This is a genomic window from Actinomadura sp. 9N407, assembly GCF_044326315.1.
GTDB lineage: Bacteria > Actinomycetota > Actinomycetes > Streptosporangiales > Streptosporangiaceae > Spirillospora.
The window spans coordinates 138,702-161,849 of record NZ_JBIRAW010000011.1; the positions used below are offsets into that span (position 1 = coordinate 138,702).

The 23,148-nt window shown below is 72.3% G+C and carries 24 protein-coding genes; 12 read left to right on the forward strand and 12 right to left on the reverse strand.

What is annotated here, in order from left to right; translation table 11 throughout:
* The first annotated feature begins 37 nt into the window (after positions 1-37).
* The 3 genes from ACH34Q_RS19600 to ACH34Q_RS19610 are packed head-to-tail and all read left to right on the forward strand — an operon-like array spanning position 38 to position 3,605.
* Positions 38-979 carry an ABC transporter permease gene (locus ACH34Q_RS19600; protein WP_395984410.1) on the forward strand — a complete coding sequence of 314 codons (942 nt, stop codon included), beginning with the start codon at positions 38-40 and terminating at the stop codon, positions 977-979.
* Positions 976-2,745, forward strand: coding sequence for a dipeptide/oligopeptide/nickel ABC transporter permease/ATP-binding protein (locus tag ACH34Q_RS19605; protein WP_395984411.1), 1,770 nt, complete (start codon positions 976-978; stop codon positions 2,743-2,745). Before ACH34Q_RS19600 ends, ACH34Q_RS19605 begins: the two co-directional genes overlap by 4 nt.
* Positions 2,742-3,605: an ATP-binding cassette domain-containing protein gene (locus ACH34Q_RS19610; protein WP_395984412.1), complete on the forward strand. Its 864-nt coding sequence runs from the start codon at positions 2,742-2,744 to the stop codon at positions 3,603-3,605. The genes ACH34Q_RS19605 and ACH34Q_RS19610 overlap by 4 nt, the downstream gene beginning before the upstream one ends.
* 54 nt (positions 3,606-3,659) lie before the next feature.
* On the opposite strand, the gene ACH34Q_RS19615 is transcribed toward ACH34Q_RS19610, so the two are convergent.
* The 3 genes from ACH34Q_RS19615 to ACH34Q_RS19625 form a co-directional block, all read right to left on the reverse strand.
* Complete coding sequence (locus ACH34Q_RS19615; RefSeq protein WP_395984413.1) at positions 3,660-5,246, reverse strand: family 20 glycosylhydrolase; 1,587 nt, start codon at positions 5,244-5,246, stop codon at positions 3,660-3,662.
* A gap of 96 nt (positions 5,247-5,342) precedes the next feature.
* Positions 5,343-6,908 (reverse strand): multicopper oxidase family protein, encoded by a 1,566-nt coding sequence (locus tag ACH34Q_RS19620; protein ID WP_395984414.1) that lies wholly within the window; start codon positions 6,906-6,908, stop codon positions 5,343-5,345.
* Positions 6,905-7,297: a hypothetical protein gene (locus ACH34Q_RS19625; protein WP_395984415.1), complete on the reverse strand. Its 393-nt coding sequence runs from the start codon at positions 7,295-7,297 to the stop codon at positions 6,905-6,907. The genes ACH34Q_RS19620 and ACH34Q_RS19625 overlap by 4 nt, the downstream gene beginning before the upstream one ends.
* 177 nt (positions 7,298-7,474) lie before the next feature.
* Here ACH34Q_RS19625 and ACH34Q_RS19630 point away from each other — a divergent pair, with 177 nt between their 5' ends.
* Together ACH34Q_RS19630 and ACH34Q_RS19635 are read left to right on the forward strand one after the other, a co-directional pair.
* Positions 7,475-8,608, forward strand: coding sequence for a sensor histidine kinase (locus ACH34Q_RS19630; RefSeq protein ID WP_395984416.1), 1,134 nt, complete (start codon positions 7,475-7,477; stop codon positions 8,606-8,608).
* Positions 8,605-9,285, forward strand: a complete 681-nt coding sequence (locus ACH34Q_RS19635) for a response regulator (RefSeq protein WP_395984417.1) — start codon at positions 8,605-8,607, stop codon at positions 9,283-9,285. The genes ACH34Q_RS19630 and ACH34Q_RS19635 overlap by 4 nt, the downstream gene beginning before the upstream one ends.
* A gap of 6 nt (positions 9,286-9,291) precedes the next feature.
* Here the strand turns inward: ACH34Q_RS19635 and ACH34Q_RS19640 are convergent, their stop codons facing one another.
* The 3 genes from ACH34Q_RS19640 to ACH34Q_RS19650 form a co-directional block, all read right to left on the reverse strand.
* On the reverse strand, positions 9,292-10,062 hold the full coding sequence (locus tag ACH34Q_RS19640) for an SDR family NAD(P)-dependent oxidoreductase (protein WP_395984418.1): 771 nt from the start codon (positions 10,060-10,062) through the stop codon (positions 9,292-9,294).
* A gap of 95 nt (positions 10,063-10,157) precedes the next feature.
* Entirely contained in the window at positions 10,158-10,601 is a 444-nt protein-coding gene (locus tag ACH34Q_RS19645; protein WP_395984419.1) for a hypothetical protein, read from the reverse strand.
* An 11-nt stretch (positions 10,602-10,612) separates the two neighbouring features.
* Entirely contained in the window at positions 10,613-11,689 is a 1,077-nt protein-coding gene (locus ACH34Q_RS19650) for a DUF6745 domain-containing protein (protein ID WP_395984529.1), read from the reverse strand.
* A gap of 301 nt (positions 11,690-11,990) precedes the next feature.
* Between ACH34Q_RS19650 and ACH34Q_RS19655 the strand changes: the two genes are divergently transcribed.
* Positions 11,991-13,157, forward strand: a complete 1,167-nt coding sequence (locus ACH34Q_RS19655) for a hypothetical protein (protein WP_395984420.1) — start codon at positions 11,991-11,993, stop codon at positions 13,155-13,157.
* On the forward strand, positions 13,103-13,420 hold the full coding sequence (locus ACH34Q_RS19660) for a hypothetical protein (protein WP_395984421.1): 318 nt from the start codon (positions 13,103-13,105) through the stop codon (positions 13,418-13,420). Before ACH34Q_RS19655 ends, ACH34Q_RS19660 begins: the two co-directional genes overlap by 55 nt.
* On the opposite strand, the gene ACH34Q_RS19665 is transcribed toward ACH34Q_RS19660, so the two are convergent.
* The gene (locus ACH34Q_RS19665) at positions 13,401-14,234 is read right to left on the reverse strand and encodes a nitroreductase/quinone reductase family protein (RefSeq protein ID WP_395984422.1); all 834 of its coding nucleotides are present in this window, start codon (positions 14,232-14,234) and stop codon (positions 13,401-13,403) included. The two genes, ACH34Q_RS19660 and ACH34Q_RS19665, sit on opposite strands and share 20 nt — an antisense overlap.
* A 282-nt stretch (positions 14,235-14,516) precedes the next feature.
* Between ACH34Q_RS19665 and ACH34Q_RS19670 the strand changes: the two genes are divergently transcribed.
* Positions 14,517-15,725: a PP2C family protein-serine/threonine phosphatase gene (locus ACH34Q_RS19670; RefSeq protein ID WP_395984423.1), complete on the forward strand. Its 1,209-nt coding sequence runs from the start codon at positions 14,517-14,519 to the stop codon at positions 15,723-15,725.
* 70 nt (positions 15,726-15,795) lie between these two features.
* On the opposite strand, the gene ACH34Q_RS19675 is transcribed toward ACH34Q_RS19670, so the two are convergent.
* Positions 15,796-17,247, reverse strand: a complete 1,452-nt coding sequence (locus ACH34Q_RS19675) for a cytochrome P450 (RefSeq protein ID WP_395984424.1) — start codon at positions 17,245-17,247, stop codon at positions 15,796-15,798.
* 302 nt (positions 17,248-17,549) lie between these two features.
* Complete coding sequence (locus ACH34Q_RS19680; RefSeq protein WP_395984425.1) at positions 17,550-18,566, reverse strand: DUF5753 domain-containing protein; 1,017 nt, start codon at positions 18,564-18,566, stop codon at positions 17,550-17,552.
* Positions 18,567-18,882: 316 nt separating this feature from the next.
* On the opposite strand from ACH34Q_RS19680, the gene ACH34Q_RS19685 reads away from it, so the two are divergent.
* Both ACH34Q_RS19685 and ACH34Q_RS19690 read left to right on the forward strand, forming a co-directional pair.
* Positions 18,883-19,095: a hypothetical protein gene (locus ACH34Q_RS19685; RefSeq protein ID WP_395984426.1), complete on the forward strand. Its 213-nt coding sequence runs from the start codon at positions 18,883-18,885 to the stop codon at positions 19,093-19,095.
* A 351-nt stretch (positions 19,096-19,446) separates the two neighbouring features.
* Positions 19,447-19,632 (forward strand): hypothetical protein, encoded by a 186-nt coding sequence (locus tag ACH34Q_RS19690; protein WP_395984427.1) that lies wholly within the window; start codon positions 19,447-19,449, stop codon positions 19,630-19,632.
* Here ACH34Q_RS19690 and ACH34Q_RS19695 read toward each other — a convergent pair.
* From ACH34Q_RS19695 to ACH34Q_RS19705, 3 genes are all read right to left on the reverse strand, one after another.
* Positions 19,599-20,408, reverse strand: coding sequence for an SAM-dependent methyltransferase (locus tag ACH34Q_RS19695; protein WP_395984428.1), 810 nt, complete (start codon positions 20,406-20,408; stop codon positions 19,599-19,601). The genes ACH34Q_RS19690 and ACH34Q_RS19695 overlap by 34 nt on opposite strands.
* Before the next feature lie 164 nt (positions 20,409-20,572).
* Positions 20,573-21,247 carry a DUF6766 family protein gene (locus ACH34Q_RS19700; RefSeq protein WP_395984429.1) on the reverse strand — a complete coding sequence of 225 codons (675 nt, stop codon included), beginning with the start codon at positions 21,245-21,247 and terminating at the stop codon, positions 20,573-20,575.
* A 206-nt stretch (positions 21,248-21,453) separates the two neighbouring features.
* Complete coding sequence (locus ACH34Q_RS19705) at positions 21,454-21,864, reverse strand: hypothetical protein (protein ID WP_395984430.1); 411 nt, start codon at positions 21,862-21,864, stop codon at positions 21,454-21,456.
* Between the two features lie 322 nt (positions 21,865-22,186).
* On the opposite strand from ACH34Q_RS19705, the gene ACH34Q_RS19710 reads away from it, so the two are divergent.
* Complete coding sequence (locus ACH34Q_RS19710) at positions 22,187-22,627, forward strand: SRPBCC family protein (RefSeq protein ID WP_395984431.1); 441 nt, start codon at positions 22,187-22,189, stop codon at positions 22,625-22,627.
* Positions 22,624-23,133 (forward strand): NUDIX hydrolase, encoded by a 510-nt coding sequence (locus ACH34Q_RS19715; RefSeq protein WP_395984432.1) that lies wholly within the window; start codon positions 22,624-22,626, stop codon positions 23,131-23,133. The genes ACH34Q_RS19710 and ACH34Q_RS19715 overlap by 4 nt, the downstream gene beginning before the upstream one ends.
* Positions 23,134-23,148: the final 15 nt, after the last annotated feature.

The window sequence follows — 23,148 nt, forward strand, 5'->3', positions numbered from 1 at the left end:
GCGCACCGGCACCCTCCGACAACAGATGCCGAGTCACATGCTGAACTTCGTTGTGCGCAGGATCGCGGCGGGCGTGCTGCTGCTGTTCGTGATCTCCTTCCTGTCCTACCTGCTGCTGTCGATCCCCGATCTGGACGTGGGCCGCGAACTGCTCGGCTCCAGCGCCGCCGCGGACCTCGTCGAGGCCAAGAACGCCGAACTGGGACTGGACCGCTCGGTCCTCGCCCAGTACGCCGACTGGCTGTCGCACGCCGTCCGGGGCGACTTCGGGGCCTCCTGGTTCACCGGCGAGAACGTGCTGCGGTCCATCGTCAACCGGCTGCCGGTCACGGTCAGCCTGATGGTCGGCGTCACGCTGGTCACCGCGGTGCTGTCGCTGCTGCTGGGCGTGTGGGCCGCCGTCCGCCGCGGCCCCGTCGACCGCCTCGTGCAGGTGCTGGGCGTGCTGGGGTACGCGCTGCCCGGCTTCCTGGTCGCGCTGATCATCGTCGTGGTGTTCGCCGTCCGGCTGGGCTGGTTCCCCGCCATCGGCTACATCGGCCTGGACCGGTCGCCGTCGGGCTGGCTGTCCACCATCACGCTGCCGATCGCCGCGCTGTCCATCGCCGCCGTCGCGGGCGTCTCCCAGCAGGTCCGCGGCTCGGTGATCGACGTGCTGCGGCAGGACTACGTCCGGACGCTGCGCAGCCGCGGGCTGCCGCCGTCCCGGATCCTGTTCCGGCACGTGATCCGCAACGCGGCGGCCCCGGCGCTGACGGTCCTCGGCATGCAGTTCGTCGGGCTGCTCGGCGGTGCCGTCCTGGTCGAGCAGATCTTCGGGCTGCCCGGCATCGGCGACATGACCGTCACCTACACCACCCGCGGCGACATCCCCGTGATCATGGCGCTGGTGATGGTCACCGCCGTCCTGGTGATCGTGGTCAACCTCATCGTGGACATCCTGATCGGCTGGCTCAACCCGAAGGCGAGGGTCGCGTGAGCGAGACCGTACCGCCGCCCGACGCGACGATCGCGGCGCCCGCCCGGCGGCCGGGCGTCGCCCGCCGGGTCCTGCGCAACCCGCTCGGGCTCATCTCCGCCGTGGTCCTGGCGCTCATCGTCCTGGCCGTGGTGCTGGCGCCCGTCCTCAGCCCGCAGGCACCGAACGCCGCCAACCTGCGCGACTCGTTCGGCGGCCCGGGACCTGGGCATCCGCTCGGGTTCGACTCCGCCGGCCGCGACCTGCTGTCGCGGCTGCTGCACGGCGGCCGCAACACGCTCGGCGGCGCGCTGATCGCGCTGGCGGTCGCGCTGGGCATCGGCGTACCCTCCGGGCTGCTGGCGGGCTACCGCGGCGGCCGGTTCGACGGCCTGTCGAGCTGGGTGGTCAACCTGGTCATGGCGCTGCCGGCCATGGTCGTGCTGCTGGCCTCGCGCGCCATCCTCGGCCCCACCGTGTGGGTGCTGATGGTCGTGCTCGGCGTGCTGGTCGCCCCGGCCTTCTTCCGGCTGGTCCGCGGCATCGTCGCCAACGTGCGCAACGAGCTGTACGTCGACGCCGCGCGGGTGTCGGGTCTGACCGACCGCAAGATCGTGGCGCGCCATGTGCTGATCGTGGTGCGCGCCCCGATCATCATCCAGGTCGCGCTCGTGGCCGGGCTCGCCATCGGGCTGCAGGCGGGCCTGGAGTTCCTCGGCATCGGCAGCGGCGACACCCCGACCTGGGGGGCGATGCTGAACGAGGCGTTCAAGAACATCCAGCGCGACCCGACGATGATCGTGTGGCCGGGGCTGGCGCTCGGCCTGACCAGCTCCTCCCTGGTGCTGCTCGCCGGGGCGCTGCGGGACGCGCTGGAGGAACGCGGGGCCCCGCCGTCCCGCCGCCGTCCCCGCCCGAAGGGTCCGGCCGTACCGGCGGGCGACGGCACCGGGCGCGCCGCGCTGCTGTCGGTACGCGGCCTCGCGGTCTCCTACGCCCTGGCGGACGGCACCGCCAAGGAGGTCGTGCACGGCGTCGACATCGACGTCTCCGAACGGGAGATCGTCGGGCTGGTCGGCGAGTCGGGGTCGGGCAAGACCCAGACGGCCTTCTCCATCCTCGGCATCCTCCCCGAAGGCGGCCACGTCAGCGCCGGCAGCGTCACGATCGAGGGCCGGGAGATCGTCGGCCTGCGCGAGCGCGAGCACCGGGCGCTGCGCGGGGACGTCGTCGCCTACATCCCGCAGGAGCCGATGAGCAACCTGGACCCGTCGTTCACCGTCGGCGACCATCTCGTGGAGCCGATGCGCTACAAGCTCGGCGTCTCCAAGACCGAGGCCCGGCGGCGCGCGCTCGACCTGCTGCGCATGGTGGAGATCGCCGACCCCGAGCGGACGTTCCGCTCGTACCCGCACGAGATCTCCGGCGGCATGGCGCAGCGCGTGCTCATCGCGGGCGCGATGTCGTGCGATCCCAAGCTCCTCATCGCCGACGAGCCGACCACGGCCCTGGACGTCATGGTCCAGGCGGAGGTGCTCGGCCTGCTGCGGCGGCTGCAGCGCGAGCACGGCCTCGGCGTCCTGCTGGTCACCCACAACCTCGGCGTCGTGGCGGACCTGTGCGACCGCGTGGCCGTGATGAAGGACGGCCGCATCGTCGAGACGGGAACGGCCGAGCAGGTCCTGCACGACCCGCAGGACCCGTACACCCGCAAGCTGCTCGGCGCGGTGCTGGACAACGCACCGGCCCGCCCGCCCTTGCGACCCGTGAAAGGACGGACCCCATGACCACGAGCGACGTGACCACGGGCGATGTGACGGCCGACGACGACCTGCTGGTGGTCGAGGACCTGCGGGTCTCCTTTCCCGGAAAGGGCTGGCGCGCTCCGAGCAACGACGTACTGGACGGGGTGTCGCTGACCATCCGTCCCGGTGAGACCCTGGGCATGGTCGGCGAATCGGGGTCGGGCAAGACCACGATCGGGCGGGCGATCCTGGGCCTCGTCCCGGTCCGGTCCGGCGCCATCACGTTCGCGGGCGAGCGCATCGAACGCGCTACCGCCAAGCGGCGCCGCGCGCTGAGCAAGGACATCCAGGTGGTGTTCCAGGATCCCCTCACCTCGCTGAACCCGTCGCTGACCATCGGCGACACGCTGTCGGAGCCGCTCCTGGCACAGGGGTACGGCCGGGGCGAGGCACGCGAGCGCGTGGGCGACCTGCTCGACCGGGTGCGGCTGCCGTCCGACGCCGCCGGCCGGCTGCCGCGCGAGTTCTCCGGCGGGCAGCGCCAGCGGGTGGCCATCGCGCGGGCGCTGGCGATCGGCCCGAAGCTGATCGTGTGCGACGAGCCCGTCTCGGCCCTCGACCTCACGACCCAGAAGACCGTGCTGGACCTGCTCCTGGAGATCCAGGAGCAGACCGGCGTGTCCTACCTGTTCGTCTCGCACGACCTCGCGGTGATCCGGTTCATGAGCCACCGGGTGGCGGTCATCCACCATGGCGAGATCGTCGAGACGGGCGGCGCCGACGAGGTGACGGCGAGCCCGCGGCACCCGTACACGCGCAGGCTCCTGCTGTCGGCACCCGTCGCCGACGTCGCCGAGCAGCGAGCCCGCCGAGAGGCCTTCGAGCGCGCCCGACCCCGTTGACTCGTGGCGTGTTCGCCCTTAGGTGGCCGTTCGAAAAGGCGAACACGCCACGAGTCAACCGAAGAGCTCGGTGGAACGGTAGTAGCCGTCCCAGCCGAGGCGGTCCCACCAAGCCTGGTGGCCTGACAGGCGGTCGCGGTAGTCGTCCCACTCGGTGGCCGACGGGGTCCACGCCTTCTCCGCGATGCCCGGCAGCCGGGGCAGCAGCAGGAACGCCAGGTCGTCGAAGTCCTTGATGGACTCGCCCCAGATCGCGGCCTCCACGCCGGCGAGCCGCGCCCCGGCGGGGATCTCGCCCAGCGTGTCCGGCCGCCAGTCGAACAGCTCGCGGCAGGTACGCACCGGGTACGAGTCGTGCCCCACCTCCGTCCGCCGGGTGGTCTGGCCGGGGAGCAGCGAGTCCTCGGCGTACCGGCGGTCCAGGTACAGGAAGCTGCTGGCCGAGGCGAGCACCGCCGCTCCCGCCTCGACGGCCGCCGGAACGTCGTGGGCCGACTGGGCGAAGGCGGCGGCCATGCTGTCGACGAGCGGGTGGTATTCGGCGGGGATCCGCTCCCGCGCGGCATCGGCATCGAACTCGTCACCGAAGCCGATCCACGCCTGCGCCACGTCCCGCGGCGCCAGCGCACCGGAACGGGACGCCTCCTGCCAGGCGACGACCTTCTTCCCCGTGCCCCGGGCGATCTCCAGCGCGCGTGCGACGAACATCGCGTACAGCTCGTCCGGCATCCCGAACGCCTCGTCCCCGCCCAGGTGCAGGTACGGCCCCGGGGTGAGCGCGACGAGCTCGTCGAGCACGTCCTGGACGAAGCGGAAGGTCACCTCGGCGCGCGGATCGAGGTAGGCCAGCAGCTTGTGCACGGGCGCGTCGGCGCCCTGCAGCTCCGGGTACGCGCGGACGGCCGACAGCACATGGCCGGGCATGTCCAGCTCGGGTACCACGGTGATGAAACGGGCCGCCGCGTACGCGACGAGCTCCCGGTAATCGTCCTGCGTGTAGTACGGGCGATCGCTTCCGGAGGTGAGAAGTGGCCAGGCGCCGATCTCGAGGCGCCACGCCTGGCTGTCGGTCAGATGCAGATGCAGGACGTTGAACTTGTAGAGGGCCAGGAGGTCGATGACCTTCTTGACCTGGTCGACGGTGAAGAACCGGCGCACCACGTCCAGGGACAGCCCGCGCCAGGCCATCGCCGGGCCGTCGGCGACCCGTACCGCAGGCGCGACCGACCCGCCCGCCGTGTCCTTCCGCAGGAGTTGCGCGAACGTGGTCGCGCCCCGGAACAGGCCCTCCGCCGAAGAGGCGGTCACGACGGCGCCCCGCTCCCCCACGGCCAGCTCGTAGCGTTCACGAACGCCGGCCTCGCCGGGCCGCCCGTCCAGCGGGTCGATCCCCTTGACGTCCACGAGGTCCGTCGGCTTCGACTCCGGCTCCAGCACCAGCCGGAGTTCGCCTTCGCCTCCGACCTGAAGGACCGGATCGACCCCGTGCAGCCGCTTCAGGAGGTCGATCACGACCTCGCCCAGGCCGCGCAGGTCATCGGAAGGCACCACCACGCGCGGCTCCGGACCGTACCGCAGCACGGCCCCTTCGAGCGGCGTCAGCTGTTGCGGGAGCGGAACAAGGGCGGCCGGCTCTTTCACTGCACCTCCGGGAGTGGAGCCCGTTCCGTCACGGGCCTTCTCGTTTTCTACCACATGGTAAGTAATCGTGCGGCGCGGCGGACCGGTCGGGACGAGTCAGGTCACCTCGAAGTCGGCCATCATCGCCATGTCCTCATGCTCGAGATTGTGGCAGTGCATCATGTAGCGGCCCTTGTACCCGGTGAAGCGGGCCAGAACGTCCACGACCTCGTACGGGCGGACGTCCACGGTGTCCTTCCAGCCCACGTCGGTCGGGGCGGGCGGCCTGCCGTTGCGTGCGAGCACCTGGAAATGGGCCAGATGGACATGCACGGGATGGTGGAAGTCACTGACGAACCGCCAGACCTCCATCGTCCCCAGCCGGGGTCCGGCCAGCGGCACTCCAGGCCGGAACGGCTTGCCGTCGATCGTCCACGCGGCCGTTCCGCCCTGGCCGCCGGTCCGCCGGAAGTCGAACGTCCGCGTGACCGTGGCCTTCGCGCGGTCGGCGGGTGCGGCACGGGAGAGCCGGACCGGGATCGCGCTGTCGTCGCGGGCCTTGCGGGCGACGCGGAATCGCATGACGTTGCGCGTGGAGCCCCTGCCCAGCTCGTTGGTGAGCGTGACCGCCGTGCCGACGGGATGGGCGGAGAAGTCCACGATCACGTCGAGGCGTTCGGCGGGGGCCAGCGTGATCGTGGCGTGCTCCAGCGGGCGGTCCAGCAGGCCCGCGTCGCTGCCGATCTGGACGAACCGGGCACCGTGCGAGAGGCGCAGGCGGTAGCGCCGGGCGTTGGAGGCGTTCAGGAACCGCAACCGGTAGCGGGTCGCGGAGACCTCCAGCTCCGGCCAGGGAGCGCCGTTGACCAGGATCACGTCGCCTTCGACACCCGCCATGTAGGCGCCGGTGACTCCGGGAACGCCCAGCAGCCTCGGGTCCACGGACGGGTAGCGGAACGCGCCGTCCTCGTCGAACGCCCGGTCGCAGATCATCAGCGGGAGATCGCGCTCGCCTCCGGGCAGCGGCAGGGCGTCCTCCTCCTCGTCGCGTACGAGCAGGAAGCCGGCCAGTCCGCGCCAGACCTGCGGACCGGTGAAGTCCATCCGGTGGTCGTGGTACCAGAGCGTGGCGGCCTGCTGGTCGAGGGGATACACGTAGTCCCGGACGGCCCGATGCAACCTCCACTGCGACGGGTCGACGGTCATCGTGTGGTGCTGGTGGTGGGAGTGGCCGCCCCCTGACGCGGGCCGGAAGTCCAGCCCGGACGGCACGATCAGGTCGGTGGGGTAGCCGTCGGACTCGGGCGGGGTGACGCCGCCGTGCAGGTGCGTGGACGTCGGCACCGGGAGCTCGTTGCGCACCCGCAGGGTGAGGCCCTTCCCGCGCCGGGCCTCGAACGTCGGTCCGGGAAAGGTCCCGCCGTAGCCCCAGACCTCGGTGGTGGTGCCGGGAACGATCTCGACGCGCGCCCGGCGCTGAACCACCTCGTACAGGCCCGCACGTCCTGGCCGGGCGACGGCGGGCACGGGGAACGGCACCCGGAACGGCTCGGGCAGCGGGAGGGAACTGGTCAGGAGCTCGCCCGCCGTCTCGCCGGTGAACCACCCGCGCCCGGCGAACCCGGCCGCGGCCGCCACCCCCGTACCGCCGAGCGCGCCGAGAAAGCGCCGCCGCGAGATCATGACTCCGCCCTGCCGGCCCGCGCCGCCTGAGAAGGAGTCCGCCAGGTCCACACCGTCAGCAGCGCCGAGACACCGAAGATCGCCATGCCGAGGGGGATGTGCGCCGCGATGACCCGGGACTGGCCCAATGCGACCTGCGCGGTCTCGGCGGCCACCAGCGCGCCGCTCGCCCAGGCGGGCCAGGACGGGCCGCGTCCCGGACGCCACAGCAGGACGGCCGCCACGCTCTGCACGTACAGCAGCGCGTGGGTGACGCCGGCGTTGTTGCGATGCCAGGCCAGCATGCCTACATCGCCGGTCACGAACATGCCGGCCAGTGCCGCCTGGAGGAGCACCCCTGCCAGGTGGCCCGTGGCCGACAGCCGCAGGGTCCATATGATCCCGTTCATGCCGGTCATCGTGCTGCGGCGACGGTGTCCCCGGCATCGGATGGGGGATGGCTTCCGGCCGTACTCCGGCGGATGTACGCGGCAGGGCCGGGGCCCGGCCGTACCGTGCGGGATGTACGCCGGATCTCCACCTCGCGCCCGACGCCAGGGCCGGTCCGCCGGCCGTACCGTGTTCGCGTGAAGATCAGAGGATCCGATGTGCTGATGGCGGCCGGCGTGCTGGCCGCGGTGGTCGCGGGTACGTACGCGCGGCTGTCCTACGCGGGTCCGGGCGAAGGGGAACTCGGCCCGCTCGGGCTGGGCCTGATCACGGTGTCCTGCCTGGCGCTCGCGTTCCGCCGGGCCGCCCCTGTGCTGGTGGGGGCGGTGACGACCGGGGCCGCCGTCGCGTACTACGCGGGCCACTACCCGGGGGTCTTCGCCGCCGCGCCCGCTCTCATGGCGATCTACACGACCGCGACGCTGGGACGCCGGAGAGCGGCCATCGCGCTGGCGGCCGCGTTCGCCGCCGTCGCGTACGGGTTGGTCGCGCTGTCGGCGACCAACCCGGCACCCGGTGACGGCATCAACATGCTCACCGGCTGGCTCGTCGCCATGGTCGTGCTCGGGGACGTGGTCAGGAACCGCCGCGCCTACCTGCGCGAGGTCGAGCGGCGCGCGGCCGAGGCCGAACGCACCAAGGAGGAGGCGGCGCTGCGCCGGGCCGGGGAGGAGCGGCTGTGGATCGCGCAGGAGCTGCACGACACCCTCACCCACACCATCTCGGTGATGAACGTCCAGTCCTCGGTCGCCCTCCAGCTCATCGACCACGATCCCGAGCGGGCGCGGCAGGCCATGGCCGTGGTCAAGGAGGCGGGCGGCGAGGCGATGCACGAGCTGCGCTCCACGCTGGGCGTCCTGCGTACCGACTCCGGCGGTCCCGGCGCCGGGCTCGCCCGGCTGCCCCGGCTGGTGGCCAGGACGGAGGGAGCCGGCCACCCCGTCGCCTCGGCCGTCGTCGGAGACCCGTACGAGCTGCCCGCCGACATCGACCGCGCGCTGTACCGGATCGTGCAGGAGGCGTTCACCAACGTGCTGCGCCATGCCGGGGCCGCGTCGATCGACCTGACCACCGAATACCATCCGGGCATGGTCGTCGTACGGGTCGAGGACGACGGGTCGGGCGGGGACGGTACCCGCCCGCCGCACGGGATGGGGCTGATCGGCATGCGCGAGCGCGCGGTCGCCGCCGGGGGCGCGCTGCACGCCGGTCCCCGGCCGGAGGGCGGCTTCGCCGTGCGCGCCGAACTGCCCGTGGCGGGCCGGGCGTGATCCGGGTGCTGCTGGCCGACGACCAGCCGCTGATCCGGGCCGGCTTCCGTGCGCTGCTGGACCTGGCCGGCGGCATCGAGGTGGTGGGCGAGGCCGCCAACGGCGTCGAGGCCGTCGAGATGTCGCGCGCCCTGCTGCCGGACGTGACGCTGCTGGACGTGCGGATGCCGCTGCTGGACGGGATCCAGGCGACCCGCCGGATCGGCGCCGATCCCGGACTGGCGGGCGTCCGGGTGGTGATCCTGACCAACTACGCGCTGGACGAGTACGTGTTCGCGGCGCTGCGCGCGGGGGCCGCGGGCTTCCTGCTCAAGGACATCGAGCCGGCCGACCTCGCCCAGTCCGTACGGGTCGCCGCGCGCGGGGACGCGCTGCTGTCGCCGTCGGTGACCCGGCGGCTGATCGAGGAGTACGTCTCGACCGTCCCCCGCCCGTCCGGCGGGCCCGGCCTGGACCGGCTGACCGCACGGGAGCGCGAGATCGTCGCCCTGGTCGCGGCCGGGATGTCCAACGAGGAGATCGCGGCGCGGCTGGTCATCAGCCACGCCACGGTCAAGACCCATGTCAGCCGGTCGATCACCAAGCTGGGCGCGCGCGACCGCGCCCAGCTGGTGGTCTTCGCCTACGAGTCCGGCCTGGTCACGCCGGGCGCCCCCGCCGGGGGCACGCCGGGCTGACCGCTGCTACTGGTGGGCGCCGCCGTCGACGCGGATCTCCGTGCCCGTGACGAACGCGCCGTCGTCGGAGGCGAGCATCGCCACGACGCCGGCGACGTTCTCGGGCTTGCCGTAGCCCTTGCCGATCGCGGGCGACATCTTGGCGAACAGGTTCCAGTCGACGTCCTCGGGCACGAGGCCGACGATGTTGCCGGTGATGCCGCTGCTGATGCCGCCGGGCACGATGGCGACGGCGCGCAGGCCCTGCTTGGCGTACTCCAGGGCGATGCTGTGCGTGAACGCCTGGATGCCGCCCTTGCTGGCGGAGTAGGCGGCCATGTAGGGGTGGGCGAACTGGGCCGAGGTGGAGCTGAAGTTCACCACCACTCCCTTGCCGGTCTCCAGCAGCGCGGGCAGCGCGGCACGGGTCATCAGGAAGGTCCCGGTGAGGTTGACCCCGATGACCTGGTTCCAGAGGTCGAGCGAGCACTCGTGGGTGTGCGCGCCGCGCAGCATTCCCGCCGCGTTGACCAGGACGTCGAGTCCGCCCAGACCTGCGATGGCCGCCGCGACGCCCTCCCCCACCGACGTCTCGTCGGCGATGTCCAGCGCCATCGTCGTCAGCCGCTTGTCCAGGCCGGCGGCGGCCGCCTGGGCGCGGGTCTCCGCCAGGCCGTCCTCGGCGATGTCGGCGGCCACGACCTGGGCCTCCTCGTCCAGCAGGCGCAGGACGATCGCCTGACCGATACCGGAGGCGCTGCCGGTGACCAGTACGCGCCGATTCGTAAAACGCTTCATCCGCGACACCTTTCCACAGACCGGCAGGAGCCCGGCCCCCGTGTTTCGGTCACCGGGAACCGGGCTCCTTCAGGGATGAACGGCGCCTGAACGGGTCAGTCCGCGACGAGGCGGGCCTGCCGTCCTTCGCGCTCGCGCTGCCGCCTGACCACGTACCGGCCCGGCGTGCAGCCGCTCGCCCCGTGCTCGGGATGCAGCAGGTAGGCGGGGGCCGAGGTCTCGAAGGCGCCGATCGCCAGGTGGTCGAGGTCGCCCAGGCTCGTCGTCCAGCGGCAGGTGTCCGGGTCGGCGACCAGCGTGTGCGGGTTGCCCCCCGATCCGCCCCGCAGCAGCACGATGCCTTCGGGCGGTACGTCGGTCCATGTGGCGTCGGACCGGAACGTGATGGCGGTCTCGATCATGGAGAACGGGACGACGATGAGGTCGCCCTGGGCCTGGAGCCCGTCGACGACGGGGATGCTCAGCGAATGGTCGAGGTGGTCGAGCACGTCCATGCGGGTCTGCCAGACGAGCGTCGCGAGGGTCACGTCACTGCTCATGGGGATCACCTTCAGGTTCGTCGGGCGAGCTGGGAGTACTGCGCGGCGGACAGGCCGTAGGTCCATCCGGCGGCGGCGACCGGGTCGTCGAGGTGGCCCGGTACGGTCAGCCCGTACCGGCGGCGGTGCCCGTCGCGTTCGACGGACCCGTTCACCGCGAGCAGCACCCGCGTCTCGCGGCGCATGTCGTACAGCCGCAGTTCCGAGCCGGGGTTGCCGGGATCGGGCGCGGAGCCGATCAGCCGCAGCCCGGCCTGATCGATGTAGTCCGCCCAGCCGATCCGCTCGATCGCGCACCGCCGGATCTCGACGTTGGGTTCGCGCGCGATCCGCCAGACCGCCGGATCGGTGAGGACCCACCCGGGCACCATCGCCCCATGCCAGGCGTGCACGTCCGCGCCGTCCCGGAACCGCATCGCGGGGCCGTCCGCGGAGTGCAGCCGTACCTGGCCGTCACTGCCCCACACCTCGGTGTGCACGGAGACGGGCCGCTCGGAGACGACGCAGAAATCCTCGCGGGGCCACCACCAGCGGCAGGACCGCGCCACCTCGGCCCACAGGTCCAGCCGACGGGTCTGCTCGGGAGTGAAGACCACACCCGCCACCCTGCGCAGGGCGTCGTTGTGGGCGACCCAGGAGACGCACTGCGCCGCGTACCAGCTGTGCGGCATCTGCCGCGGTGTGTCGTGGGCCGTTCGGAGTGCCATCGCCAGCGTGCTGTCGCACGAGGTCGACAGCGACGAGCGGACCATCAGGCGGAGTTGCCGGTCCATTCCCTTCTGGACCCATCTGACCTGCTGGTCGAGCTCTCGGTCGAACTCCCTCATCAGCGCGCCGAACCGGCGCGGCAGCGGCCATTCGGTCATGCGATCGACGGATTCCGACGGCCGGAGCCGTACCGCGGGTGGAACGGTCTCCATCGCGGCCACGGGCGACGGCACCCAGTGGAAACGCGGCGGATCGAGCCCGAGCAGGCCGTAGATCCCGGAGATGGCGGCCTCTGCGGCCGGACGGTCGGCGGGCAGCGTCGAGAGCGCTCGGCCCAGCCATTCTTCTCGGATGTCGGCAGCTTCGCGCTGCAGCGTCATGCTCACCGGACGAGGGCGGCGACGCCCCTTTCAAGGTTCATGCCGGGATGGTGACAGATCATCCCCACGGCTGTCCAGCACTTTCGATCTTCGTCCGCGGGTTCGGCGGGGCGGCGGGAGATACGCGAACGCGACCGGGACGTCATCGGGCGGAACGCACAATGCGAGGCGCCCGCGTACGGGACATGCGGGCCCGGGACTGGAGGCGCTGCGGTGTCACGGTCGTGGACGTCGACGACGTCGCGCGCAGGAAGGACGGGCGGGCGGCGGCACTGGCGCGGCGGACGAGACGATCGGCGCGGTGCTCGACCGGGTTCCCGCCGACGCGACCGTGCTGGTCGTGGGCGTGGCCGACGCGGGGCACCCGGGGCTGCGGGTCACGATCGACAGCGGCCCCTCGGCACGGCCGGGCTACCTCACCGTGTCCTCGACGCGGAGGACGGGCCTGCTCGCCCTGACCGACGTGACGCCCACCGTGCTGCGGCTGGCCGGCGTACCGGTGCCCGGGGAGCTCACCGGCGCGTCCTGGACCCGGCGGGAACGGAGCGAGCCGTCCATCCAGCGGCTCAGGGAACGGGACCTGGCCGCCCGGGCTACCCGGTCGATGGTGGCACCGTTCAACATCGCGCTCGTCGGCGGGCAGTTGGCCGTGTACGGGCTGGCGGCGCTGGCCTGGCGGCGTGCCGCGCGGCGGACGGCGCTGACCGTCACCCACCATGTGGCGCTGCTCGCCGCGGCCGCACCCGCCGCGACGTACCTGGCCAATCTCCTGCCCTGGTGGCGGGCGGAGCATCCGGCGGCGGGGCTGGCGGCCGCGGTGCTCGCGGCCGGTGCCGCCGTGGTGGCGGTGGCGCTGGCCGGGCCGTGGCGGCGGCATCCGTTCGGGCCGGTCACGGTGGTGGCCGCGGTGACCTGCGTGACGCTGGCCGCCGACGCGGTCGCCGGGTCGCCGCTGCAGGCCGACAGCCTCAACGGCAACTTCTCGCTGGCCGCCGGCAGGTTCTACGGCTTCGGCAACCTGACGTTCGCGCTGTTCGCCACGGCGGCGCTGATCTGCGCTGCGGGGCTCGCCGGTCCGGCGGTCGCCGCCGGGCACCGGCGCCGCGCGGTGGCGCTGACCGTCCTGATCGGTGGCGCCGCGATCCTGGTGGACGGCTGGCCGGGGTGGGGCAGCGACTTCGGCGGGGTGCTCGCGCTGACGCCCGGCGTGGTGCTGCTGGCGCTGTGGGCGGCGGGCCGCAGGATCTCCGCCCGCCCGCTGCTCGTGGCCGGTGGCGCGGGCGCCTTGCTCGTGGCCGGGCTGTCGTATCTCGACTCGCTGCGGCCCCGGAACGCCGCTCGCATCTCGGCGACTTCTGGCGGCGCGCGCTCGACGGCGAGGCCTGGCCGGTCCTGGAACGCAAGGCGGACTCGATGCTCAACTCGCTCGGCAGCGTCTGGCTCACGCTGCCCGCCGCGTTCGTCCTGATCCTGCTCGTGGCTCTGCTGCTGCGCCGGGACGGTGTGCTCGGCCGCGTCTTCCGGGACACGCCCGCGCTTCGTACGGCGCTGCTGGCCGTCCTCGTCACGACCGGGGTGGGCTTCGCGGTGAACGACTCCGGCATCGCCATCCCGGCGCTGGCGGCCCTGATCGCCGCACCACTCACGCTGGCGACGGCCATGGCGTCGACTCTGACCGCCCCGCGCCCAGATGGGAACGGGGCGGTCGCGCCTATGCCGTCATCCCGTTGAGGAGCGGGACGAGCTGCTCCTCCTCGTAGTCGAGGTGGGCTTCCAGCTCGGTGGTGAGCCGTTCCACCTCGGCGAGGAGGGTGGCACGGTCGGGGTTCTCCAGGGCGAGCAGGGCTTGCAGCTCGTCCAGGAGGCGCTTGACCGTGTGGTGCTCCTCGCGCATCCGTGCCAGGGCCGGAGCCAGTTCGGGATGCGCCTGGTCGAGGTACCGGAACAGCCCGTTGTCCTCCATCAGGTGGTGATGGCCGAGCCCCTCGCACAGGGTCAGGCAGTTGACGCGCAGCTGGGCGCCGAGGACGGCCCCCGAGGCGGCGACCTCCTTGCGGATCAGCTCCAGCTCCCGGCGGAACGCGCCGTGCACCGCGATCAGCGAGTCGCCCGGCGGGCCCGCGGGAGGGCCGCCGTCGATGGCCTTGAGGGCGATCACGGGCAGGATCCGGGCCGTCTCGTCCTGGTAGGCCTGCCAGCCGGGATCGGCCTCGACCGCGCGGGCGAAGATCGCGTCGCGCTCGGCGCCTTCCAGGACGACGGCGTCCGCCTCGTAGGTGAAGACGCCGTCCTCGACCTTGACCCGGGGCTCGGCCACCAGGTTGTGGTACCAGGCCGGGTGCTTGGGCGCACCGGCGGCCGAGGCGATGACGATGGAACGGTCACCGCCGTCGGGAAGGTAGCCGAGCGGTGTCGTGTGCGGCTTGCCGGACCGTGCCCCGGTCGTGGTGAGCAGGAGCAGCCGGCCCCCCTCGAAGGGGCCGCCGACCCGGCCGCCGTTGGCGCGGAACTCGTCGATGATCTGCTGGTTGAAGTCGATGGGCATGCTCTGCTTTCTTCTCCGATCGGCCGTAGTGAGGGACGGAACGTCACGCGGAGAAGAAAGCGGCGGGCCTCTGGCCCGCCAGGTGGTCACGCAGAGGCCGGGTGCCCCACTCGCTCTTGGCCCAAGGCCGACCCGGCAGTCACGTCCCGGACTCTAGCGGCACCCGTTTCCGGTCGCAACGCCATATCCCGGCCACCGATCGCGGGCACGCATCGTCGTCTTTCGGGGGCACGGCGCGACCGGCCGAATTAGGCTGGCGCGATAAGGAAGAGCAACCGACCCGTGGACGGGCCGACCTTGGACGTGCGGCACCACCTCCCGACGGCACTGGCGGTCGCGACGGCCCTCGCCATCGCCGTGTTCGACCATGCCACCGGCCTCGGCCGGTCGATCCTGCCGCTGTACGTGCTGATCCCGGTGATCGGCGCGGCCGGGCCCGCCGACCCGCGCCGGCCGCTCTGGGCCGGCGGCCTCACGCTGCTGATCGGCGAGGTCTTCGGGCATGCCAACTGGTCGATCCGGCCGTTCAGCATGGGCGCGATGATCGCCGGAGTGGTGGCGATGTCGGTGATCACGTCGCTGGCGGTCCGGCTGCTGGCCCGCCAGCGCGGCCGGCTGCGCGACCTGGACGAGACGTCCCAGACGGTGCGCGGCATCGTGCAGCCGCCGGTGCCGCCGACGGTCGGCTCGCTGCGCACCGAGGTCCGCTACCTGACGCCGCCCTCGGACCGGCACATCGGCGGCGACGTCTGCTCGGTCAGCGACACCCCGTTCGGCGTGCGGCTGCTGCTGGGCGACGTCGCCGGCCGCGGCGTGTCCACGCTGCACTCGGCGGCCGAGCTCTCCTACACGTTCCGCGATCTGGCCTGGACCGAGGAGCACCTCTCGCTGGTGGCGGCGCACCTGCACAGCACGGTGCTGCGGCGGGGCGGCAAGGAGGAGTTCGCCACCGCGCTGCTCGCCCAGGCCCGCGGGCCCGCCGTCGAGCTGCTCGCCTGCGGGCATCCGCCCCCGCTGCTGCTCAACGGGTCGGGCGTCAGCGAATGCGTCCCGGCCGGCCCGCGCCCGCCGCTGGGCGTGCTGCATCTCGGGGAGTCCCCCAACGGACTCGACACCGTACGGCTGGACCCGGGCGACCGCCTGCTGTTCTACACCAACGGCGTCACCGGGGCCCTGAACGAGCGGGGCGAGCCGTACCCGCTCGCCGAACGCGCCGCCCGGCTGGAGACCGAGGACCCCGCCGGCTTCCTCGACGCCCTGCAGGCCGATCTGCTCGCCCACGTGGCCGGCGGGCTCGGCGACGACGCCGTGCTGCTGCTCGTCCAGCCGGCGATCGCGGCGGCGCCCACCCAGGCCGCCGAGCCCGACGGCGGCGGCGCCGCGGTCCCGCCGGAGCCGCTCGGGTCCGGCACCCGGCACCGGCGGCCGGGCCTGGGCGTGACGGTCCGGCTCCGCCGCCAGCGCGGCTCGCGGATCGCAGGCAAGGCCTGACCGCCTCGGCGCGGAGAGGGCCGGAGAGCCGTCGTTCGCGGGTACGGCGCCGCCTACACGGGCTACGGGCTCACTTCGTCCGGCGCAGGCTGCGCACGAAACGCCAGAGCGCGGACCGGGAAGGTTCCGTCCCCGGCTTCCGCGCGGGATCGCCCTGTGCCGCCGCCGGCCCGCCACCCGGTGCCCCGGCCGTTCCGGCGGCGGGACGGGACGGACCGGCCACCTCGAACCGGACCGGCAGCGACCGCAGCCCCCGCATCAGCGGCGACGAGCGCCACGGCAGCTGGTCGGCCGGCAGGGTCAGCGACAGGGCGCCGAACCGCTCGAACAGCCGGCTGATCGCGATCGTGACGATGATGGTGGCCAGCTCGCGGCCCAGGCAGTCGTGCGGTCCGGCGCCCCAGGCCAGATGCGCGCGGGAGCTGAACATCGCGTCGGCGCCGTGGCCGTCGGCGAACACCGGGTCGGCGTGCGCCGCCGCGACCGACAGCATCACCGGCTCGCCGGCCGCGATCGTGACCTCGCCCAGCCGGACGTCGACCGACGGGCAGCGGAAGGTGAGATTGGCCATCGGCGGGTTCACCATCGCGACCCGGTTCACCGTCTCCCTGATCATCCCGACCGACAGGCTGGCCCGGACCTCGGGATTGGCGTTGATCACCTCGGCCACGGTGTTGCCGATCAGCACGCCGGTGTAGTCGCCGGTGACCCCGACCATCATCATCAGCTCGCGGGACATCTCGTCGACGGTCAGGCCCGGATGGGCGGCCAGCATGTACGAGGGCAGGTCCTCCCCGGGCATGGCCATCTTGGTGGCGGCCAGGTCGGCCAGCGCGGCCAGCAGCCGGTCGAGCGCGACGGCGGCGTCCGGACCGGCGTCCAGGACCCGCCACATGTCCATCAGGATCTCGTCGCCGCCGTCGCTCTGGACGCCGAGCAGCTCACCGACGACCATCAGCGGCAGCGGCCTGGCGTACTGCGCGGACAGGTCGGCCCAGCCGGTGGGCCCGCCCTCGGACATGACGTCGATCAGCTCGTCGGCGTACCGGGTGATGATCGCCCGCAGCCGGCGGCCCTGCGGATGCGCCGCGTCCTGGTACGGCTTGAGGGCCGCGTGGTACGCGCCGCGCAGGTCGCGGAGCCGGTCGCCCTCCTGGAACACGATGTGGTTGACCGCGTGCGCCGGGCGCAGGGGCCAGTCCTCGGGGACGCGGCCGTCGTTCCAGGCCCGCCAGTCCGTGAGGCGCTTGCTCCAGATGCCCCGCTGGTTGCGCAGCACCTCCAGCACCTGGGGATAGCCGAGGACCAGCCAGAACGGCACGCCGAGGATGTCGACCGGGGCGACCGGCCCGTGCTTGGCGCGGAGCCGCTCGTAGACCAGGGACGGGCGGGAGTCGTAGTCCCTCGTGATCAGCGGCTCGGCGTTCATCGACTCCAGCGATCCGCCGGAGAAGGCGGGGCCACCGGAGCCCTGACCCGCGTTCCTGCCCGTGGTCCTGCCCGTGGTCCGGTAAGAGTCCATGAGTTCCCCCTCGCTCGACCAGGACGGTCGCCCTCACCGGGATCGGTCGCGACGGCACGCGACCACCCGAGCGGCCGTTTCCAGGAATGGGCGATCACTCTAGCGAGGATGGAACGGGCATAAAAGAGATAGCGGATAGGCCTCAATGGGATGGTCCTGCCCGGAGTGCGGGCATCCGTCCGCACCCTGGTCCACCTGGGGCTTTCCCCTCCGACAAATCCCCTCATTATGCACAAATCGCACATATTTCAACACACCGGATCGCGCCGGCGATGGCGTCGCCGAATGGCGGCCGGCATCCCTTATCCGTGCTCGAGCCCGGCCAGGATCCGGCGGATCGCCCCGGGCGTCGCCGCGGGCGGCCCGGCCTCGATCGCCAGCCGGTTGAGGACCTGGAGGTAGTGGTTGACGTCCTGCGGCCGGTCCGGATATAGCGCGTACGTGGACTGCTCCAGGTACACCAGGTCCGGGACCTCGTCCTCAGCGAAGCGCAGCAGGCTGACGGGGCCGTCGCCGGCGAGCTGCCCGCCGGGGGCCGAGGGCATCACCTGGATCGTGATGTGCGGCCGCGCCCACAGCTCCACGAGCCGTTCGAGCTGGGCCCGGGTCACGCGCGCGTTCCCGATGCCCGCCCGTAGCGCCCGCTCCTCGATCACGGCCCACAGCCGGGGCGGATCGGGGCGGCGCAGGATCTCCTGGCGGCGCATCCGCAGGTCGACGCGGTGCTCGTGGAGCGCCGGCGGGTCGCCTGGATGGCGGGCCCGCAGGTCATGGCGCGCGTACTCCTCGGTCTGCAGCAGGGCCGGTACGGCATGGGGCTCGTAGAGGCGGATCAGGCCGGCGGCCGGCTCCCGGCCGAGGTAGGTCTCGAACCACTCGGGCACGACCTCGCGGCCACCGGACCACCAGGCCACGCCGTTTCCCGACCGGGTCCCGGTCCCGGGCTCGGGCTCGGGCTCGGGCTCGGGGACCGAGGGGCCGGTCCCGTCGATCGCCTCGTAGCGGCGGCGCCAGGCCTCCAGCGGGCCGAGCCGGCCGGGGTCCATCCCGCCCTGCTCGGCGATCAGCCGCAGCACGGCCCAGTACGAGGCCACCCACTCCCACTTGGGGCGGTCGCGCCGGACCCCGGTGAGGATGTCGTTGGCGGTCGACTTGGCGAGCGTGATCACGCGTACCCCGCAGACGCTCGCGCCCTGGTTCTCCAGCCGCCGCGAGAGGCTCTCCAGCCGCCCGTAGCTGGGCGGGCCGGCCGCCTTCCGGATCCGGTTCAGATCCTCGATGAAGGCATCCAGGCTCCGCGCGCGCACGTCCTCGGACATCACTGTCCCCGCCCGATCTTCAGGTGTCTCCCGCTCCCTCGACAGCGCAATGGTCCCATCATCGGCCGTCGCGGGGCCCCGTCACATGACACATTCGCCGGATCATCGCGGTTCCGGTCGGCCACCATCGTGTTTTCGTACGCGCCGTACCGGGATCTCCGGACACGACCGGACGGCAGCCGGACGCGCGGCCCGTTCCATCCGGTCGCGTCCGGAGTCGCCGATGGCCCGCGACGGCGTCACTCCCCGTGGCCATGGTGGGACCCGACGCCCCGCACACGGGGGGCGCACCGTTCACGGGAAAGGGCTCTCCATCATGGTGCAGGACCAGCCTTTCTATTCCGTCCAGCGGTTCGCGGCCGAGGACGGTGACGGCGGCTGCTCCCCCGCCGACTCGGCCATCATGGCGCTCACCCTGTTCACCGTCTGGTCCGCCCGTACGGGCCGGGTGCTGCCGCCCGTCCCGATCGCGGAGCTCACCGCCCAGCAGCTCGAGGACTTCTGGGCCGACGACCGAACGCAGGGCTGACCCTGCGCGGGGCCGGCGTACGGCACGGCGCCCACCGGATCGTGAGGGAACGTGTTCTGAGCATGATCCCGATCTGGTGGGCGCCGTGGTCGGTGGGGCGTCAGGCGCCCTTGGCGTCCGCAGTCACATCGAGATCGCAGCAAGCGCCGGCGCGTTCGGTTCGCGGCATGGGTGACATCGCCCGTCCCTGGGCGGCTCGGCCGAGATCCGTTGACACCGGCCGCGGCCGGCTCCAGCCTGTGTTGAGCTTTCACCGGGTCATATCAGCGTCGAGTGACCGCCACCACCGCCGCGCCCGGGCACTCGCCGGCGCGGTACGGGCCCCCTCACGGGGCCCGGTCAGGAGGAGACGTGTCCGAGAAGATCCTGTCCCAGAGGACCGTGCTGTTCCTCGCCACCGTCATCATGCTCACGGTCGCCGCGGGGATCGTCGCCGCGGCGACGGTCGGGGCGCCCCGCTCGGTGACCACCGACGGGGTCACGTCCGGCGGCGTGGGGAACGATCAGCTCCGGCGGCCGACGCCCGCCAGCGTGTAGGTGCGCTCGGGGAAGGCGATCTCCTCGCCACCGGGTTCGGGGCGCCACTGCGAGGTGTAGGTCAGTCCCGGCTCCACCAGCTCGAACGCCTCGACGATGCGCTCGATCTCGTCCCGGCCGCGGCCCCAGAAGAACCCGCTGGTCGGCTGGAAGACCCGGCCCACGTCGCCGCCCGCGTCGGGCCGGGGCTCCTGGGTGATGTGGGTGAAGACCAGATGGCCGCCCGGCGGCAGCAGCGCGTGCAGCCGGCCCACGACGCCGGCGGCCTCGTCGGTGTCCTCGACGAAGTGCAGTACCCGGTCCAGGATGAACGCGACCGGCCGGTCGAAGTCGATCAGGCGCCGGACCTGCGGGTCGTCGGCGACGGTCTCCGGCCGCCGCAGGTCGGCCCGGGTCACCAGCGTGCTGCCGGACGAGCCGGTCAGCAGCGCCCTGGCATGGCTGAGGACGACCGGGTCGCTGTCGGCGAACACCACCCGCGCGTCCGGGGCCAGCTCGGTCGCGACCTCGTGCACGTTGCCGCGGGCGGGCAGCTTGGTGCCGATGTCGATGAACTGGCGGACGCCCTCCTTGACGAGGAACCGCACGGCCCGGGCGATGAACAGGTGGTTCTGCCGGGCGGCCATCCGGGACTCCGGGATGATCTTCAGCAGCTGCTCGGCCACCTTGCGGTCGGCGTCGTAGTTGTCCTTGCCGCCGAGCAGGTAGTCATAGATCCGCGCCGTGTTGGGAGTCGTGAGATCCGCGCCCGTCGGCGCCCACTCCTCGGCGGCCATGACACCTCCATGCTCGTCCAGGCTCGGCTCGCAAGGCACGATCGTGTCACGACCCTAACGCCTCGGGACGGAGCGGAAGCGGACGGCGCACCATGATCAAGCGGGAAATGTCCTGACGCCTTCCGGCCATTCCGGCATGGCACCGTTCCCGACCAGGAGTTCGGTCAGCCTTCGAGGCCGGTCGCGTCGTGCGGTGCGCCGACCGGTTTCGATTCCGGCGACCCCCGCTGGCGCAGGTAGATGGAGAAGGCCGCCATCGAGGCGACCGCCAGGAACTCCGACTGCCAGTTCTGCAGCGTACGGCTCCAGAATTCGGCCGAGCCGGCGTACCCGATCCACGGCACGGTGTCCTGGAACTGGGCCAGCTGGTCGGAGTTGTACGACACCCACCCGGTCAGCGACTGTACCAGCCACGACAGCAGGAAGATCAGGCCCATCACCAGCCCGAGCGAGCGGGAGAACAGCAGCCCCCGGATCCCGCCGGCGCGCGCCCACGCCGGGGAGGACCCGTCGGCGTACTCGCCGGTGCGCTGCTCCTTGTCCGACTCCGGCCCCGACCTCGGCGGCGCCTTGGACTCGGTCGAGCCGCGCTGGATCAGCCACACGGTGACGAAGATGTAGAGGAAGAACTGCAGGTACTCCGACTGCCAGTTCTCGGTGACGTCCACCGCGAACTCCGAGCCGGTGAGGTAGTGCCCGAGCCCCACCTCCGGAGCGCCCCGCGCGATCTGCTGCTCGTTGTAGACGGCCAGCCCCGCGAACGCCTGCCCGACGAGCGCGAGGACCAGCGCCCCGAGGAAGAACAGCGTCAGCCCGTTGTCCCGCACAAAGCGCCTCATCGCGCCTCCTCGTCCTCGGTCCGGCGGGCCCGGGTCAGCGGGCCCGGGTCAGCGGGCCCGGGTCAGCGGGCTCGGGTCAGCGGGCTCGGGTCAGCGGTGCAGGAAGCCGATGACGGTGAAGTAGGCCAGCCCTCCGAAGATGATCAGCAGGATCGTGGTGAACATCGTCCTCATCCGGGCACGCCTCCTCGGCTACGCCTGCACCTCTACGCCTGCACTTCGCAGTCATACGGCCGCTCGCCCTGCGCGCGGCAGCCGGCCGCGCTGATCCGCCAGCCCTCCCCCCAGCGGGTGAGGAACACCGTGTCGGTACCGGCGCTGGCACGGGCCTGGTCGGACCACACCTCCACCTCGGCGACCGGTCCGCCCTCCAGGCCGAGCCCGAGGATCTCCTGGGCGCACTGCGAGCCGCCCGTCTCCAGCGCGCTCGCGGCCCGAGGCAGGAGGTGCTCGCACGCCGCCCGGCCGTCACCGTTCCGTACGGCCTGATACAGCCCGCTGACCGCCGCCTGCACGCCGTCCTCGTCCGCGGCGGCACATCCACTGCACGCCGCCCCCAGCAGGACGGCGCCGAACAGCACCCGTCCCGCCGGAATCCGCACCCCCCAACGAAGCATGCACCCGCCTTACCCACGCGACGCCACGCGGAACATGGCACCTATCCATAACCGCACATGACCGACACCGGACCTTGCCTGTTCCCCACCGGAACGTTCCCTTGTGCAATGTGCCGACAATGTCGCCGCCGTCATCGGCATCGCGGGAGAGAAAAGCGCTCGGCAACGTGCCGCATCCGTGAAAAGGTGTGGCCATCTCAGGCCAAATCTCGGGCACGAGATCGATATGTCTTTCATGGCCGCCGGCCGGGCGGCGCGCCCGCATTCCGCCGCGCCGCCATTGACGGTCATCCCCATCGGACCCGTACGAGAGGATGTGCGCATGGGACAGGTCACCGCTACCGCAGAGAAGACCGTCGGCGCCGGACCCGAGCGGGTGCTCGCCGCGCTCGCCGACTACAGCAGCACCCGCTCGCGGGTGCTGACCGAGCATTTCAGCGAGTACGAGGTACGCGAGGGCGGCCAGGGCGAGGGCACGACGGTGCACTGGAAGCTGGCGGCGACCAGCAAGCGGGTCCGCGACTGCCTGGTGTCGGTGTCGGTTCCGGACGCGAGCACGCTGGTGGAGCGGGACGCCAACTCCTCGATGGTCACCACCTGGACGGTCTCCCCCGCGGGCGAGGGCGCGCGGATCCGGGTCAGCACGACCTGGGACGGCGCGGGCGGTGTCGGCGGGTTCTTCGAGCGGACGTTCGCGCCGCGCGGGCTCCAGCGGATCTACGACGCGCAGCTGGCCAAGCTCGAAGCCGAACTGACCAGGTGAGCACCCCGGCGCCGCGGGCCGACGGCTACCGGCGGCGGACGGCCCGGGTCCTGCTGCTGGACGGCGCCGATCGCGTGCTGCTGTTCAAGTTCATGGACTTCCAGGGCTCGGGGTTCTGCTGGATCACTCCGGGCGGCGGTGTCGAGGACGGCGAGGAGCTGTCCGACGCCGCGGCCAGGGAGCTGCGCGAGGAGACGGGCCTGGTGGTCGGGCCGGGCGAGCTCGGGCCGCCGGTCGCCATGACCCACGGCTACGCGGACCGCCCGTGGGCGAGCGGCGAGTTCCGCGACGACTTCTTCCACGTCCGCACGCGGGCGCACGAGGTCGACGTCAGCGGGCTGGGAGAGTACGAGCGCTCGCATGTGCTCGAGCATCGCTGGTGGACGCTCGACGAGCTGGCGGCCACGACCGACCCCGTCCTCCCCCACGAGCTGGTTCCGCTGCTCAGGGACCTGCTCGCCGGTGTCGTCCCGAGCGAGCCCGTCCAGCTGCCCTGGCACCACTGACCCTGCGCGGCCGGT

What these genes read in the sequence shown, in the direction of transcription:
- ACH34Q_RS19710 (WP_395984431.1), top strand. Translation starts at nt 22,187, where the DNA reads ATGGGACAGGTCACCGCTACCGCAGAGAAGACCGTCGGCGCCGGACCC.
- ACH34Q_RS19705 (WP_395984430.1), bottom strand. Translation starts at nt 21,864, where the DNA reads ATGCTTCGTTGGGGGGTGCGGATTCCGGCGGGACGGGTGCTGTTCGGC.
- ACH34Q_RS19695 (WP_395984428.1), bottom strand. Translation starts at nt 20,408, where the DNA reads ATGGCCGCCGAGGAGTGGGCGCCGACGGGCGCGGATCTCACGACTCCC.
- ACH34Q_RS19660 (WP_395984421.1), top strand. Translation starts at nt 13,103, where the DNA reads ATGCTCAACTCGCTCGGCAGCGTCTGGCTCACGCTGCCCGCCGCGTTC.
- ACH34Q_RS19665 (WP_395984422.1), bottom strand. Translation starts at nt 14,234, where the DNA reads ATGCCCATCGACTTCAACCAGCAGATCATCGACGAGTTCCGCGCCAAC.
- ACH34Q_RS19680 (WP_395984425.1), bottom strand. Translation starts at nt 18,566, where the DNA reads ATGTCCGAGGACGTGCGCGCGCGGAGCCTGGATGCCTTCATCGAGGAT.
- ACH34Q_RS19600 (WP_395984410.1), top strand. Translation starts at nt 38, where the DNA reads ATGCTGAACTTCGTTGTGCGCAGGATCGCGGCGGGCGTGCTGCTGCTG.
- ACH34Q_RS19675 (WP_395984424.1), bottom strand. Translation starts at nt 17,247, where the DNA reads ATGGACTCTTACCGGACCACGGGCAGGACCACGGGCAGGAACGCGGGT.
- ACH34Q_RS19620 (WP_395984414.1), bottom strand. Translation starts at nt 6,908, where the DNA reads ATGATCTCGCGGCGGCGCTTTCTCGGCGCGCTCGGCGGTACGGGGGTG.
- ACH34Q_RS19685 (WP_395984426.1), top strand. Translation starts at nt 18,883, where the DNA reads ATGGTGCAGGACCAGCCTTTCTATTCCGTCCAGCGGTTCGCGGCCGAG.
- ACH34Q_RS19645 (WP_395984419.1), bottom strand. Translation starts at nt 10,601, where the DNA reads ATGAGCAGTGACGTGACCCTCGCGACGCTCGTCTGGCAGACCCGCATG.
- ACH34Q_RS19640 (WP_395984418.1), bottom strand. Translation starts at nt 10,062, where the DNA reads ATGAAGCGTTTTACGAATCGGCGCGTACTGGTCACCGGCAGCGCCTCC.
- ACH34Q_RS19610 (WP_395984412.1), top strand. Translation starts at nt 2,742, where the DNA reads ATGACCACGAGCGACGTGACCACGGGCGATGTGACGGCCGACGACGAC.
- ACH34Q_RS19650 (WP_395984529.1), bottom strand. Translation starts at nt 11,689, where the DNA reads ATGACGCTGCAGCGCGAAGCTGCCGACATCCGAGAAGAATGGCTGGGC.
- ACH34Q_RS19625 (WP_395984415.1), bottom strand. Translation starts at nt 7,297, where the DNA reads ATGAACGGGATCATATGGACCCTGCGGCTGTCGGCCACGGGCCACCTG.
- ACH34Q_RS19700 (WP_395984429.1), bottom strand. Translation starts at nt 21,247, where the DNA reads ATGAGGCGCTTTGTGCGGGACAACGGGCTGACGCTGTTCTTCCTCGGG.